This is a genomic window from Streptomyces sp. NPDC049813 (assembly GCF_044465085.1).
Lineage (GTDB): Bacteria > Actinomycetota > Actinomycetes > Streptomycetales > Streptomycetaceae > Streptomyces.
In genome coordinates, this window is record NZ_JBITLI010000011.1 from 1 (window position 1) to 15,061 (window position 15,061).

General features: G+C 71.2%; 8 protein-coding genes. 5 read left to right on the forward strand and 3 right to left on the reverse strand.

All coding sequences use genetic code 11. From position 1 onward, the window contains the following. The 3 genes from ACIBW6_RS22070 to ACIBW6_RS22080 all read right to left on the reverse strand — a co-directional run. On the reverse strand, positions 1-6,224 hold a 6,224-nt coding region (locus ACIBW6_RS22070), incomplete at its 3' end, for an amino acid adenylation domain-containing protein (RefSeq protein ID WP_399062107.1). Between the two features lie 81 nt (positions 6,225-6,305). After that, positions 6,306-7,790, reverse strand: a complete 1,485-nt coding sequence (locus tag ACIBW6_RS22075; protein WP_399062109.1) for an aldehyde dehydrogenase family protein — start codon at positions 7,788-7,790, stop codon at positions 6,306-6,308. A gap of 260 nt (positions 7,791-8,050) precedes the next feature. Then, positions 8,051-10,867 carry an amino acid adenylation domain-containing protein gene (locus tag ACIBW6_RS22080; RefSeq protein WP_399062110.1) on the reverse strand — a complete coding sequence of 939 codons (2,817 nt, stop codon included), beginning with the start codon at positions 10,865-10,867 and terminating at the stop codon, positions 8,051-8,053. A 252-nt stretch (positions 10,868-11,119) separates the two neighbouring features. On the opposite strand from ACIBW6_RS22080, the gene ACIBW6_RS22085 reads away from it, so the two are divergent. The 5 genes from ACIBW6_RS22085 (at position 11,120) to ACIBW6_RS22105 (ending at position 15,057) form a co-directional block, all read left to right on the forward strand. Next, positions 11,120-11,368, forward strand: coding sequence for a ferredoxin (locus tag ACIBW6_RS22085; RefSeq protein WP_399062112.1), 249 nt, complete (start codon positions 11,120-11,122; stop codon positions 11,366-11,368). 52 nt (positions 11,369-11,420) lie between these two features. Further along, a complete protein-coding gene (locus ACIBW6_RS22090; protein WP_399062114.1) occupies positions 11,421-13,010 on the forward strand; it encodes an amino acid adenylation domain-containing protein in 1,590 nt (529 codons plus the stop codon). Beyond that, a complete protein-coding gene (locus ACIBW6_RS22095; RefSeq protein ID WP_399062116.1) occupies positions 13,007-13,279 on the forward strand; it encodes a phosphopantetheine-binding protein in 273 nt (90 codons plus the stop codon). The genes ACIBW6_RS22090 and ACIBW6_RS22095 overlap by 4 nt, the downstream gene beginning before the upstream one ends. 6 nt (positions 13,280-13,285) lie before the next feature. Next, positions 13,286-14,245, forward strand: a complete 960-nt coding sequence (locus ACIBW6_RS22100; RefSeq protein WP_399062118.1) for a chlorinating enzyme — start codon at positions 13,286-13,288, stop codon at positions 14,243-14,245. 95 nt (positions 14,246-14,340) lie between these two features. After that, positions 14,341-15,057: a thioesterase II family protein gene (locus tag ACIBW6_RS22105; protein WP_399062121.1), complete on the forward strand. Its 717-nt coding sequence runs from the start codon at positions 14,341-14,343 to the stop codon at positions 15,055-15,057. Positions 15,058-15,061: the final 4 nt, after the last annotated feature.

Genomic DNA, 15,061 nt, shown 5'->3' on the forward strand with positions numbered 1-15,061 from the left:
TCGACCGTCCGCCACCGGAACACGTCCCGCGCCGACAACACCAGCCCCGCGGCACGCGCCCGCGCCACCAACTGGATCGCCACGATCGAATCGCCACCGAGGTCGAAGAACGACTCCTCCACGCCCACCGACTCCAGGCCCAGCACCTCGGCGAACAAGCCACTCAACGCCACCTCGGCCGGCGTCCCCGGCACACGCCCCGGCTCCACCACCGAGAACACCGGCTCCGGAAGAACCCTCCGATCGATCTTGCCGTTCACCGTCAGCGGGAACGCGTCCAGAACCACGACAGCCGCCGGGACCATGTACTCCGGCAACCGCTCCGCCACGAACTCGCGCAACTCCCGAGCAGCGGGCAGCAGCCCAGGGCGGTCCGGCGATACGTAGCCGATGAGCTGCTTGGTGCCGGTGGTCGTGGTCCGGGCGATCACGAGGGCCCGGTCGACCTGCGGGTGAGCCGCCAACGCGGCCTCGATCTCGCCCAGCTCGATCCGGAAACCCCGCACCTTCACCTGGTCATCCGCCCGGCCCAGATACTCCAGGTCGCCCGCGCCGCTCCAGCGCACCAGATCGCCCGTGCGGTACAGCCGCTCACCGGGACGGAAAGCACTGGCCACGAAACGTTCCGCGGTCAGGGCCGCACGGTTCTGGTAGCCGCGGGCCAGCCCGGCACCGGCCACATACAGCTCCCCCGCCGTGCCCGGCGGCACCTGCCGCAGCCGGCCGTCCAGGACATACGCCTGCATTCCGTCGAGCGGGCGCCCGATCGGTACGTCCGACACGTCCACGCCCAGGGCGTCCATACGGTGACAGGCCGCGAACGTCGTCGTCTCCGTCGGCCCATAACCATTGACGACCACAAGCCCCGGGCACACCTCCTGCACCCGGCGCACCGCCGCCGCCGACACCACATCACCACCGGCCCACACCTGCACCACCGAGGCGAAACACTCCGGGAACTCCTGCGCCATCACCCCGAACAAACCAGCCGTCAGCCACAGGGCGCTCACCCCGCTGGAACGGACCAGAGCCGCCAGCTCACCCGCATCCACCCGACCCGGAGGCGCCACCACCACCGCACCGCCATTGAGCAACGGCACCCACACCTCATACGTCGACGCGTCGAACGAATGCGGCGAATGCACCAACACCCGCCCATGCGCCCCACCCGCAAACACACCATCAGCCGCCAGCGCCACCACATCCCGCTGCCGGACCGCCACCCCCTTCGCCACACCCGTCGACCCCGACGTGAACATCACATACGCCAGCTGATCAGGACGCACCACCACACCAAGGCCCGTGGCCGGCCCCCCGGCCGAAGCGGTGACGTCCTCCGCGGTCAGCGTCAGAACCACCCCGGCCTGCTCGCACAGCCGCGCGCAGTGCTCCTGCGACCAGTCCGGGAACAACGGCACATACGCGCCACCCGCCATCGCGACGCCCAGCTCCGCGATCACCAGCTCCGCGCACCGCTTCATCCGGAGCGCCACCAACGACTCCGCACCCACACCCCGCTCGCGAAGCCAGCACGCCAACTGCCGCGCCCGCGTATCCAGTTGGGCGTAGGACAGTCGGATGTCCCCGAACTCCACGGCCAGCGCCTGCGGCGCCCGCGCCACCTGCTCCGCGAACACCTCCGGGATCGACGCCACCCGCGGTTCGACGCCCGTGGCGTTCCGTCCCTCCACAGCGGCACGCTCGTCCGGCAGCAGCGCCTCCAGCCGGGAGAGCTTGCCGTCGGGGTCGGACGCCATGGCGTCGAGCAGCTGCGCGAAGCGCCGCTGGAGCCGCTCGACGGTGTGCTGGTCGAACAGGTCGGCGCTGAACTCGAAGGAACCCGCCAGCTCCGGCGCGCCGGCGTCCGTGCCGGGGGTGAGGTGGAGGGTGAGGTCGAACTTGGTGGCCCCGGTGCTCACGGGGACGTTGGTGGCGGTCACACCGGGGAGGTCGAGGCGTCCGCGCGCGTTGTTCTGCAGGACGAGCATCACCTGGAACAACGGCTGACGCGCCGCCGAACGCTCCACACCCAACGCGTCCACCAACCGGTCGAACGGCACATCCCCATGCGCATGCGCACCCAGATGCACCTCCCGCACCCGCCCCAACAACTCCACGAACGTCGGATCACCCGACAGATCCGTCCGCAGCACCACCGTGTTCACGAAGAACCCGACCAAATCGTCCAGACCCTCATCCGCACGACCCGCCAGCGCCGCACCCACCGGCACGTCCTCACCCGCACCCACCCGCGACAACGTCACCACCAACGCCGCATGCAACACCATGAACAACGACACCCCGTGCTCACGCGCCAGCCGCGTCAGGCGCCCGTGCACCTCCGCATCCACCGCGAACGGCACACTGCCCCCGCGCTGCGACGCCACCGCCGACCGCGCCCGGTCGAACGGCAACACCAACTCCGCCGGAGCACCAGCCAACACCCCACGCCAATACTCCAGCTGAGCACTCATCACGCTCGCCGGATCCTCCTCGGACCCCAGCACCGCCCGCTGCCACACCGCGTAATCCGCGTACTGCACCGGCAACGCATCCCACTGCGGCACACCACCCGCACACCGCACCCCATACGCCCGCGACAGATCCCCGAGCAACGGCGCCATCGACCACCCGTCCGCCGCGATGTGATGCAACACCAACAACAGAACCTGCGACTCCACCCCCGTACGGAACAGATACGCCCGCACCGGAACCTGCACCGCCAGATCGAACGGGAGTGCCGACGCGGCCGTGAGCTGCTCCGCGAGGCCGTCCTCGTCGGCGGGGACGATGTCGAGTCCGACGCGGGCTCGCGCGCTGATCCGCTGGGCCGGTTCGCCGTCGGTGACGGTGATGGTGGTGCGCAGCACCTCGTGGCGGGCGACGACGTCGTTCAGCGCTTCTTCGAGCGCGACCGTGTCGACCGCTCCGGTGAGGCGGACGGCGTAGGGCATGTTGTACGCGGCGCCGGCCCCCTCGATCTGGTCCAGGAACCACAACCGCTGCTGGGCGTAGGCCAGCTCGACCGGCCCGGCGCTTTCACGTGGGCGCAAGGCCGGCCGCTGGACCTGGACGCCGTCCAGGCGCGAGGCGAGTTCGGCGACCGTGGGCGCGTCGAACACCGTGCGTACCGTCAGTTCCACTCCGAAGACCGCACGCACCCGCGACACCAGCCGCGTCGCCAGCAGCGAATGACCCCCCAGATCGAAGAAGGAGTCGTCCACGCCGACCACGTCCGCACCCAGCAACTGCCCGAACAGCCCGCACAGGACCTCCTCCCGCGCGGTCCTCGGCGCCCGGTACACCCCGCCCACGAACACCGGATCCGGCAACGCACCCCGGTCCAGCTTCCCGTTCGCGTTCAACGGCAGCCGCTCCAGCACCACCACCGCCGACGGCACCATGTACTCCGGCAACCGCTCCGCCACGAACCCCCGCAACACCCCACCGTCCAGCACCACATCAGCCGAGACCGGCACCGCATAGGCGACGAGCTGACGGTCGCCGTTCTGGTCGGCACGGGCGACGACGGCGGCCTGGCTGACGTCGGGGTGGGCGGCGAGGGCCGCCTGCACCTCGCCCAGCTCGACACGGATACCGCGCACCTTGACCTGGTCGTCCGCCCGGCCCGCGTACGACAACCGCCCGTCCGCACCCCAGCACGCCAGGTCACCCGTCCGGTACAGCCGCTCCCCCACCGCAAAGGGATTCGCCACGAAACGCTCGGCACTCAGAGCGGGCTGGTTGACATAGCCGCGGGCCAGGCCGGCTCCCGCGACGTACAGCTCACCGACAGCGCCCGGCGGGACCATGCGCAGCGCGGAGTCCAGTACATACGCCTGCGTGTTCGCCAGAGGGCGGCCGATGGGCAGAGCGCCCTGTTCCAGATCGTGCGCGGTGACCCGGGTCCACACGCTGTCGGCACTGGCTTCGGAGAACCCGTAGGAATTCAGCAGGTACCCGTCCGGGAACGCCTGTAGGAAGCGGCGTGCGGTGGCGGGTGAGAGGGCCTCGCCGCTGCTGGTCCACATCGCTTCCCCGGCCCGGGGGCCGAGGAGGCCCTCCTCCAGGAGCGTGTTGAGCAGACTGGGCACCAGGGTGACGCGGGTGATCCCGTGCTGTTCGATCAGCGCGGCCAGGGCATGGCCCGTACGCATCTGGTCCTGGTCGGCGAGGACGACGGCCGCCCCGTGCAACAGCGGACCGAAGATCTCACTGGTCGACTCCCCGAACGCCAGCGACGCCTTCGCGCACCCCACCTCACCCGGCCCCCACGGGAACTCCCGGTGCCCGCAGTCGAGCCGGTTGACCATACCGATGTGCGTACCGACCACACCCTTGGGCCGACCCGTGGAACCCGACGTGTAGAAGACATAGGCAGGCCGGTCAGAAGTCAGCGGACGCGTACGTTCCGCGTCCGCGACGGGGTGCGCGGGCCGAGCGGCCACCACCCGCCGGGTCTCCGGATCGTCGATCACGACCGTCGGGACACCGGAGACCGGCAGCGAGTCCGCCACCCCGGCCGCCGTCACCACCAGACCCGCCCGCGAATCCGCGAGCATGAACGCACCCCGCTCCGAGGGATACGCCGGATCCAGCCCCACATACGCCGCACCCGCCTTCGAGACGGCCAGCAACGCCACCACCAGATCGGCGGTCCGCGGCAGATAGACCGCCACGAAATCCTCCGGACCCACACCGTGCGCCATCAGATGACGCGCCAGACGACTGGCCCGCCCGTCCAGCTCCGCATACGAGAGCCGCTCGTCCCCACTGATCAGCGCAACCGCGTCAGGAGTCCGCTCCACCTGCGCCGCGAAGAGGTCCGGCAGAGTCGCGGACGGGGTCGCGGTGCCGGTGTCGTTCCAGGTGGTGAGCGCGGCGCGCTCGGCGGGGAGGAGGACGTCGAGGTCACCGAGGCGCGTGTGCGTGGGTGCGTCGGCCAGGGCGGTGAGGTAGGCGGCGAAACGCTCGTTGTGGGTGTCGAGTTCGGCGACGGTGTACAGGGCGTCGTTGGCCTTGAGTTCGATCTCCCAGCCGTCGCGGTCGGCGCGGTCGAGGAACTGGAAGGCGAGATCCTGGGTCGGGCCGACGCCGTAGTACGTGCCACTGGCCGGGGCGGCGGCGAAGCGCAGGTCGTAGTCGAAGTTCATGACGTTGACGACCGGGCCTTCGAGCTGGGCGCGGGTGCCGACGAGGTTGAGGTCGCGGCTCAGGTCCTCGTAGCGGTACATCTGGTGGCGCAGGACGCCGGCGATGGTGTCGGCGACCTGCCGCAGGAAGTCGTCGATGCTCACCTCGGGGGTGATCGCGATGCGCAGGGGGACGACGTTGGAGGCGACGCCGGGCACGGAGCGGACGTGGGCGTTGGTCCGTGCGGCGACCGGCAGGCCGAGGACCAGTTCGGCGGCGCCGGTCATGCGGTGGATGTAGGCGGCGGCAGCGGCGATGGCGAGCGTGGAGCGGCGCAGGCCGTGGCCGCGGGCGAGGTCGCGCAGCCGGCCGGTGGCCCGCGGGCTCAGTTCGACGGAGCGGCGCAGCAGGCCCGTCGGCAGGTGGGGGGTGGCGTTGGTGAGCCGGGCCGCTTCGGGTACGTCGGTGAGGTAGTGCCGCCAGAACTCGCCGTCCTGCCGGTAGGCGTCGCTGTCGCGGTAGGCCGCGTGCTCGTCGAGGAGGTCCTGGAGCGGGGCGAAGGGCGTGGCGGTCAGCGGGGTGTCCGCGGCGAGCAGCGTGTAGATCTCGGCGAGCCGGCGGGCGGTGAGGCCCATGCTCCAGCCGTCGATGGCCAGGTGGTGGAAGCGGTGGCTGGAGAGGTAGTGGTCGTCGGCCAGTTTGAGCAGTTCGGGGGTGAACAGCGGCTCGCGGGTGGGGTCGATGGGCCGGGTGAACACGGTGCGCAGGTGGCTTTCGGCGGCCGCGCGCGGGTCGGCGGCGTCGCTGAAGTCGTGGAACCCGATCGGCACGGTGCGCGCGTCGAGGAGGTACTGGAAGACCTCGTCGTCGGCGGTGCCGATCCGGATGCGCAGGGTCTGTGCCTCGTCGATCAGCTGCCGCATCGCGTCGCGGTAGAGGTCCGGGGAGAGGGGGCCCTTGATGTCGAGCACTTCGCCGACGGTGAGGACGGGGGAGTCCGGGGCCATCTGATGGAGCAGCCACAGTCCGTGCTGGGGAGCGGTCAACGGCACACGGCGACGGGCAGACATAACTCGGCACTCCCCCAGCACGACGGGATTTGAATGGGTTTCTTACTGTTTCCGGGCATGCCTCGGCACGGCCCGGTAGGTGACGGTCAGCCGCGCCGTCGTTCAGGAGGCCTTCTCGAGCGTCCGCTCGTGGGTCCGCTCGGCGGTTTCTTCCTGGCCGGCCTGTGTTCCGTGCCGGCCGAAGAGGAGAACGGGGTCCGCGACGCGCTCGGGGATGGGTTCCGTGACGGTGGTGAGATTGACGTACGAGTGCCAGGTGACGTTTCCGGACACGCTGGTTCCGCCCCAGGTCCCGCTGGAGAGCGTGGAGGTGAAGGGCACGCCGCTGGTGAGGCTGCCGCTGTTGGTCATGGTCGACTGGTTGACGACGATCCGGCAGGTGGGAAGGGCCTGGGCGAACTGGTCGACGCGGGCCGGCAGCCGGGAGTGGATGCCGGCGCTGTGGCCGCGCCCGCAGTGGTCCAGGATGTCGTCGACCTGGCGGACGGCGGCGTTGAAGTGGTCGTAGGTGAGGAGGGTGACGACGGGGGAGAGCTTCTCCTGCAGGATCGGTCCGGGGGCCTGCGGGTCGTCGCCGTCCAGGACCAGTGTGACGGGGCCGGGGGCGGTGAGGGTGATGCCGCAGGCCTGCGCCAGGACGTGCGCGGACTTGCCGATGAGGTCGCGGTTGAGTGTGTGGTCGTCGTTCCACAGCGTGCGGCGGACGCGCCGGGTCTCCTCGCGTGTGCACACGTGCGCGTGTGCGGAGCGCAGGGCGGCGCGCAGTTCGGCGGCGACGGAGCGGTGGACCAGGACGTTGCTCTCGGACGAGCAGGAGGTGCCGTTGTTGTAGCCGCCTCCGCTGTCGATGCAGCGGGCGGCGAGCGCGATGTCGGCGCTCTCGTCGACGAGGACGGTGGAGTTGCCGACTCCGGCGCCGATGGCCGGTGTGCCGCTGCGGTAGGCGCGGCGTACGGTGCCCGGGCCTCCCACGGCGACGACGAGGTCGGCGGCCGCCATCAGCTGCTCGGTGGCTTCCCGGCCTCCTACGGGCAGGCATTGCACCAGGTCCGGCGGGGCGCCGACCTCGGTGAGGGCCTGCCGGATCACTTCCAGGGTTTCGGCGGCGCTGGCCCGCGCGCGGGGGTTGGGGGTGAAGACGACCGCGTTGCGGGTCTTCAGCATCGGCAGTGCGTTGCAGATGATGCCGGGGCTCGGGGCGGTGGCGGGGCTGGCGGCGGCGATCACCCCGACGGGCTTGGCGAGTCTGCGCAGTCCTCGTTCGGGAATTTCCTCCACGGTGCCGACCGTGGACTGCCCGTGCAGTTCGAGGAGTTGTCCGAGGATTCGTTTGCGCTGCAGTTCGTAAAGGTGTTCCCGGTCGCCCAGACCGGTTTCGAGAAAGCTGAGTTCGGCGAGCCGGCGCGCGTTGTCCTCGCGGTGGCAGTGCCAGCCGACAGCTGCCACGAGATCGTCGATGCGCTCCTGCGACCAGTTCGCGACGACGGACTGGGCCGCACGCGCACGTCGCATCTTCTCGTCGACGGCTCTCTGTATGGACACGGTGCTCACGCTGCACTCCCGGCTCGTGATGGGACGGAGCGTCATGGACGGTGGCCATGCTCCGAAGGGAACTGAGGTCTTTCGTCGGCGCTTTCGAATTCACCTGGAGAGCTGGAAGGTGTCGCGCGCCGGGGCCGACCACCAGACAACTAGGAGCCGAACTGGTTGGCAATAGAGGCCATGGCCCGGGGGTCCCGGTCGCCGCCACTTCGCCAAATGCGTGGTGTCCTGGCAACAGGACAGCGATTCGGTTTCGCGGAGTCACGGCCGGCCCGCCGGAATTCAGGGGGGCGTCGTGAACCCTGTCAAGAGCTGAGTGACTTCTGCGGCCGGGGCGCCCGCGGTGCGGGGTCCGGGAGCCGGGAGCGGTCGAGCTTCCCGTTGGGGGTCAGCGGCAGCCGCTCCAGCGTGACGAAGACGCGGGGGATCATGACGGCGGGCAGGCGGTCGGCCACGTAGCGCCGCAGGGCGCGCGTGGTCAGGTCGCCGGGGGCGTCCTGCGGGGGTGCGGGGACGATGTGGGCGATCACGGTGCCGTGCCGGTCGCCCTCGCGGGTGCGTACGGTCACCGCGGCCTGGGCGATGCCGGGGTGGGTGGTGAGCACCGCCTCGATCTCCGCCGGTTCGACACGTATCCCGCGGACCTTCGCCTGCGCGTCGGCCCGGCCCACGAGTTCCAGCTCGCCCCGTGTGTTCCAGCGGGCCAGGTCGCCGGTGCGGTACATGCGCCGCCCGGGGGCGTACGGGTCGGCGACGAAGCGTTCGGCGGTCAGTGCGGGCCTGTCGTGGTAGCCGCGGCCCACCTCGCCGCCGACGTACAGCTCGCCGGCGACGGTCGGCGGCACGGGGACGAGGCCCGGCCCGAGCACGTAGGCCCGCATGTTGCCCAGGGGGGTCCCGATGGGCACGGGGCCCTCGGGCGCGGGGGCGGCGGGCAGCGTGTGGGCCGTGGCGTAGAAGCTCTCGGTCTGCCCGTACGCGTTGATCACGGTCGTGGCGGGCAGCTCCTGCCGGATACGGGCCACGAGTTCGGCCGGCAGGCGCTCGCCCGCGCAGATGATGGTCCGCACGTGCAGGCTGTCACTGACCTGGTCGAGGATCTCGCCGAACGCGGAGGGGACCGTGTGCAGCACGTCGCCGCGCCAGCCGCCGCGCTCCACGACGGAGAGCACGTCACGGACGATGTCGACGCGGGCGCCGGTACTGAGCGCGGTGACGATCTCGAACACCGAGACGTCGAAGTTCATCGACGTGCACGCGAGCATCACCGCCCCGGGGCCCATACCCACCAGCGGCGTCAGCTGGGAGACGCCGTTGACGACGCCGGCGTGGGTGACGGCCACACCTTTGGGGACACCGGTCGACCCTGACGTGTACATCACGTAGGCCAGGTTGTCGCCGCGGGTGGCCGGTCCGTGGTCCCGAGGCCCGTCGTCGGGGTCCTGGGCGACGGCGTCGACGAAGAGTTCGGGCAGGGCGTGGTCCGGGAGGAGGGAGCTGGTGGCACGGTCCGTCAGCACCAGGCAGGGGGCCGCCGCGGACAGCATCAGTTCGAGGCGTGCCGCGGGGTAGCGCGGGTCGAGCGGGAGGTAGGCGGCACCGGACTTGAGGATCGCCAGGGTGGCGACGACCAGGTCGGTGGTGCGTGACACCGCCAGGGCCACGATCTTCTCGGGGCGGGCGCCGGCCTGCCGCAGCCGGTGGGCCAGGGCCGAGGCGGCGGTGTCGAGTTCGCGGTAGGTCAGTGCGGTGTCCGCGTCCGTCACGGCGACGGCGTCCGGTGTCGCCTCGGCCTGGCGGCCGAGCAGGCCGGGCACGGTCCTGGCCGGCAGCGGCCGGGGCGGGTTCGCGGGGGCGGGGGGCCACGGTCGCGCCGCGGGCAGCAGGGGAAGCCGGCCGGTGCGCGCGGCCGGGTCGGCGGCCGCGGCGGCGAGGACGGCGGCGAGGGCCTCGGCCAGGGCCCGGGCGGTGGCGGGGTGGAAGCGGTCGCGGGCGCAGGTGAGGGAGAGGTGTGCCGTGCCGCGGTGCTCGTCGTCCGGCAGGTGCAGGGTGAAGTGGAGGTCGTGCGGGGTGCTGTGCGGGCTGCTCAGGTGCACGGCGGTGGTCAGGCCCGGCAGCCGTACCGGCACGGAACCGGGCCGGGTCTCGGACACCACTTGCAGCAGCGGCGTCGAGGCGTCTCGCCCCTGGGGTGCGCCGAGCAGCCGGGCGAAGGGGACGTCGTGGCGGCGGGCGCGGTGCAGTCGCGTCGTCGTCTGCCGCACGAGGTGGGCGAAGGTCGGGTGGCCGGCCAGTTCGAGGCGGAGCGGCGCCAGGTCGTCCGGTGAACCGGTGCGGGACGCCGCGGGTCTGACGGTGGCCAGGATGACGTCGTCCCCGCTGCCGGTCTGGTGCAGCAGGACCGCGACGGCGGCGTGCAGGACGTGGTCGGGCGGGACGCCCAGGGTGCGGGCGAGGCCGGTGAGGGGTGCCGCCGCCAGCGCCTGGGTCACCGTGTGCGCGGCGGGGCTGGTGTGCGGGGTGCGCAGCCGGGCGGCGGGCAGCGGCATCGGGCCGTGCAGGCCGGCCAGTTCACGCTGCCAGAAGGGGTCGGGGGTCCCGCTCTCGGTCAGGGGCGCGGTGAGGTCGGCGGCGGGCGCCGTCCAGCGGGGCGGGGTGCCCCGGCGGCGCGCGCTGTAGGCGTGGCCGAGGTCGCCGAGCAGCCGGGGCAGGAACCGCGAGCTGTAAGCGATCTGATGGGAGGTCAGGACGAGAGAGTGCCGGTGCGGTCCGTGGCGGAGCAGCCGGGCACGCAGCGGGGCTTCGACGGCGAGGTCGAAGGGGCGGCGCTGCTCGTCCGCCACGACGTCGGCCAGGTCCGTCCGCCCGGCCGGCTGCGGAGGCAGGCGGACACGCCGGCCGGCGGGTGCCGTGCGGGGGGCGGGCCGACCGTCCGGGTCCGCCGGGTAGTGGGTGCGCAGCCCGGGGTGCCGGTCGGCCACGTCGGCCAGGGCCGCTTCGAGCGCGCCGACGTCGAGCGTTCCCGTCATACCGAGTCCGGCCGCGAAGTTTCCCTGGGACGCATCGTCGCCATGACGGTGGACGAGCCACGATCTGCGTTGCGTGACCGACGCTGCGGACATGCGCGCCTTCTCCTTTTTCTGTGCCTCTCGGGCAGCTCTCCGGTTCAATTGCACCGCGTCCGGCAGACGGTTTTCGGTTGTATCACGCGGATTGCCGGCTCCACCTGAGCGGCCGCATTCGAAGCTGTCCGGTCGACAGGACAGCCGCCCTTTCAGGTGCCGGGAGTCCCGGCATTGGTACGGTGCGGCGCAGGCCCGATGTGCGGCGCATCTCCCGTCGGCGCCTTCCCGAAATAGCGCGCGCCCAGGACCATGCCGCTGGACGCCCCTTCATCCGAGAACCGAGTGGGCGAGAGGTTTTCCGTGGAATCGAATGTCGAGGTCGACACCGAGGTTTGTGTCGGGGCGGGCCAGTGCGTTCTGGCCGCTCCCGGAGTTTTTGACCAACGCGATGAGGACGGCATCGTGACTTTGCTTTCCCCTGCCCCCTCACGGGAGGCGGGCGACGCGGTGCGCGAAGCCGTCCAGCTGTGCCCTGCGGGTGCCATCACGTTCCGCTGACACCGTCGGTGCGCCGTGCGTCCACTGCGCGTGCCGTGACTTGAGGGGATGAATGTTGCAACCCAGGGGCGAAGAGCGGCCGGGGCCCGACCCCGCCGACGATCTGGTCGGCAGATTCGCGCGATCGGTCCATGACTGGCCCGGCCGGATCGCGTTGTCGGGCACCGACGAGACATTCACGTACGCCGCGCTGGACCGGTGGTCGGACGCCGTGGCCGCGCTGCTGCGCGCGCGGGGCGTACGGCGGGGCGACCGCGTGGTCCTGCGGATGGAACCGGACGTCGACGCGGTGGCGGCGGTGCTGGGCATCCTCAAGTGCGGTGCCGCGTACGTACCGGTGGACGTGCGGCATCCGCTGTCCCGGCGCGAGTTCATCGCGCGCGACAGCGAAGCGGGGGTCCTGGTCGGCTCGTGGGGCGAGGAGCCGCCGCCGCCCGGGATCGGCGCCGTGGTCGGTGCGGCGGACGTCGCGGCCGCGCGGAACGTCCGCGCGGAGCCGGCGCGGACACCGTCAGGGCCTGGGGCCGGGGAGAGCGCGTACGTCATCTACACGTCGGGGACGACCGGCCGGCCCAAGGGCGTGCCGATCAGGCACCGGCACGTGCTGGCGCTGCTGGACAGCGCCGCGCAGGTCTTCCGCTTCACCCCCCGGGACCGCTGGCTGCTCTTCCACTCGCTCGCCTTCGACTTCTCCGTCTGGGAGATGTGGGGGGCGCTGGGCACGGGCGGTGAGCTGGTGGTGATGCCGCAGTGGGCCACGCGCTCCCCCGAGCGGAGCCTGGAGCTGATCCGCGGCCGGGGCATCACCGTGCTCAACCAGACCCCGACGGCCTTCACCGCGCTGGCCGAGGCCGCGGGCCGCGCCGACACCGACCTGCCGGAGCTGCGCTACGTCGTCTTCGGGGGCGAGAAGCTGTCACCGCCGAGCCTGCGGGCCTGGGCCAAGCGGTACGGACTGGCCCGGCCGCGCCTGGTCAACGGGTACGGCATCACCGAGACCACGGTGTTCACCACCTTCCACGAGGTCACCGAGGAGGATCTCGCCGGCGACGTGTCCGTCATCGGTGAGCCGCTGCGCGGCTTCGTGGCGCGGGTCGTGGACGACGCCGGGCAGGAGGTGGCACCGGGACAGATCGGCGAACTGTGGCTCGCCGGCCCCCAGGTGGCCGAGGGGTACCTCAACCGCCCGGCCCTGACCGCACAGAAGTTTCCCGTCGTGGCCGACGGTGCCGGCGGTGCTCCGGTGCGCTTCTACCGCTCCGGTGATCTCGTCAGCCGGTCCGCCGACGGCAGTCTGGTCTATGACGGCCGAGCCGATCTGCAGGTGAAACTGCGCGGCTACCGGATCGAGCTGAGCGACATCGAGACCGCCGTGCGCCGGCACGACGCGATCGTGGACGCGGTGGTCTGCGTCCACGAGTTCAAGGCCTCCGACGCCCGGCTGGTCTGCGCCTACACCTCGCGTGCGGACCTGCCGGCGGTGGCCGCGCACGACCTGCGCCGGCACATCAAGCAACTGCTGCCGTCGTACATGCAGCCTGCGCGTTATCTGTCCCTCGCGGAGATGCCGCGCACGGTCAACGGAAAGGTCGACCGGGCGGCCGTCGCCCAGGTCTGGACAGAGGAGACAGCACGCGCATGAGTCAGTTGACATCAGAGGAAGTAAGCGACCCCGTGGCCGTGGAACGCTCGGTCGTCGAATGGGCGGCGGAGGTCCTGGAGGAGCCGGCGACCGCAGCCGACAACTTCCTCGACCTGGGCGGCCATTCCTTGCTGGCGATCGAGCTGAACCAGCGGGTCAGTGACGCCTACGGCGTCGAACTCGACCTGCAGGTCCTCTTCGAGAAGAGCCTCGGCGCCACGGCGGCGTCTGTCATGGAAGACCTCAATTCGCGGACGAAGAACGGCTGACGGACGATGACGATCACCACCGAGCAGAAGACGTTCCCCCTGTCCCGGCAGGAGCTGGAGCAGTTCGAGCGCGACGGGTTCCTCGGCCCGATCAAGATCTATGAGGTCGAGGAGATGGAGGAGCGCTGGAAGACGATCCAGCGCGAGCTGCGCGACCGCTCGCACGCGATCTATCCGGAAGGGTCGGGCAAGGCCAGCAGCATCTCCAACTACGACCGGCACCTGGACATCGACGCGCTGTCCGAGCACATCATGAAACGGGAGATAGTCGACCGCGTCGCCTCGATCCTGGGCCCGGACCTGCTGTGCTGGCGCTCGGAGTTCTTCCCCAAGTTCCAGGGCGACGAGGGGACCGACTGGCACCAGGCGGCGAACTTCGCCCACGCCAGCGGGAGTCCGCAGATCGTGTGGCCCTCGAAGGACGGGCTGCCCGCCTTTGGCGGCACGATCACCGTGTGGACCGCGTTCACGCACTCCACCCGGGAGAACGGCTGCCTGCAGCTGATGCCGGGCACGCACAAGCACATGAACTACGACGAGTCCAAGGGCATGGCCTACGACGCGGACGCGTTCAACGCCCGGGAGAAGGACGGCGTCAAGCGCGGCTTCTTCGGCTACGACTACCGGCAGCTGCAGAAGGACCCGGACTGGACGCCGGACGAGTCACAGGCCTTCCCGCTGGTCATGAAGCCCGGCGAGTGCGTGATCTTCTGGTCGACGCTCATGCACGCGTCCCTGCCGCACACCGGCGGCAAGAAGGACTACCGCATGGGGTACGCCGCACGGTTCGTGCCCACGCAGGTGCAGGTCTACCCGGGCACCGACGAGGTCAACGAGTACGGGGGCGGGATCACGCTCGACAACTACGGGACCGTCCTGGTCTCGGGCGTCGACGAGTACGGGCACAACCGTGTCGCCGAGGAGAGCCGGCGCGGATTCCGGTTCGTCCCGCACCAGCAGGGCTGACGCGGTGGCGGGGCCGGAAGCGCGAGCCGCCGGCCCCGCCCCGACCGGGCCGTCGCACCCGCCTACCCCCGCCGATCGACCAGGAGGCACCTCCCGTGACCCGTTTCCCACTGCTCCTGCTGCATCATGCGGGCGGTTCGGCCAGGGTGTTCGACGCACTGGTCGCCGCTCTGCCCGCCCACATCGAACCGGTCCTGCTCGATCTGCCGGGGCGCGGCCGGTCCTGGCGGGAGCAGCCGGCCACCACGGCTGAGGAGGCCGTCGACTGGCTGGTGGAGCGGACCGCGCACGTCGACGGAGCGTTCGCGGTGTTCGGGCACAGCCTGGGCGCCTACCTCGGGCTCGGCCTGGTGGCCCGCCTGGAGCAGCAGGAGGGGGGCGTGCGCTGCCCGACGCTGTTCGCCTCGGCGAACTCCGGTCCCGTCGGTGCCGTCCTGCCCTTCGAGGGTTCCGCGCTGGCCACCGACGACGAGGAGATCTTCCGGATCGCCGAGGCGTCCGGAGGCGTCGTCGACGAGCGGGTCAGGGGCCACGCCCAGCTGCGCGAGCGTGCCGCCCGGCTGCTGCGCGCGGACTTCGCCCTCTCCCAGTCCTTCCTCAACAAGCAGCGCCGCTGCGTCACCGAGGCGGAGATCGTGGTGTGCTGCGGGGCCGACGACGTCTTCAGCGCGGACCAACTGGAGCAGTGGCGGCTGAACTCGACCTCGGGTGCGGAGATCCACCGTTTTCCCGGGGGCCACTTCTATCTGGAGGACCAGGCCGAGAGAGTCGCCGACGTGGTCGCGGCGAAGCTGGTGCTCGCGCCGGCCTAGGGCC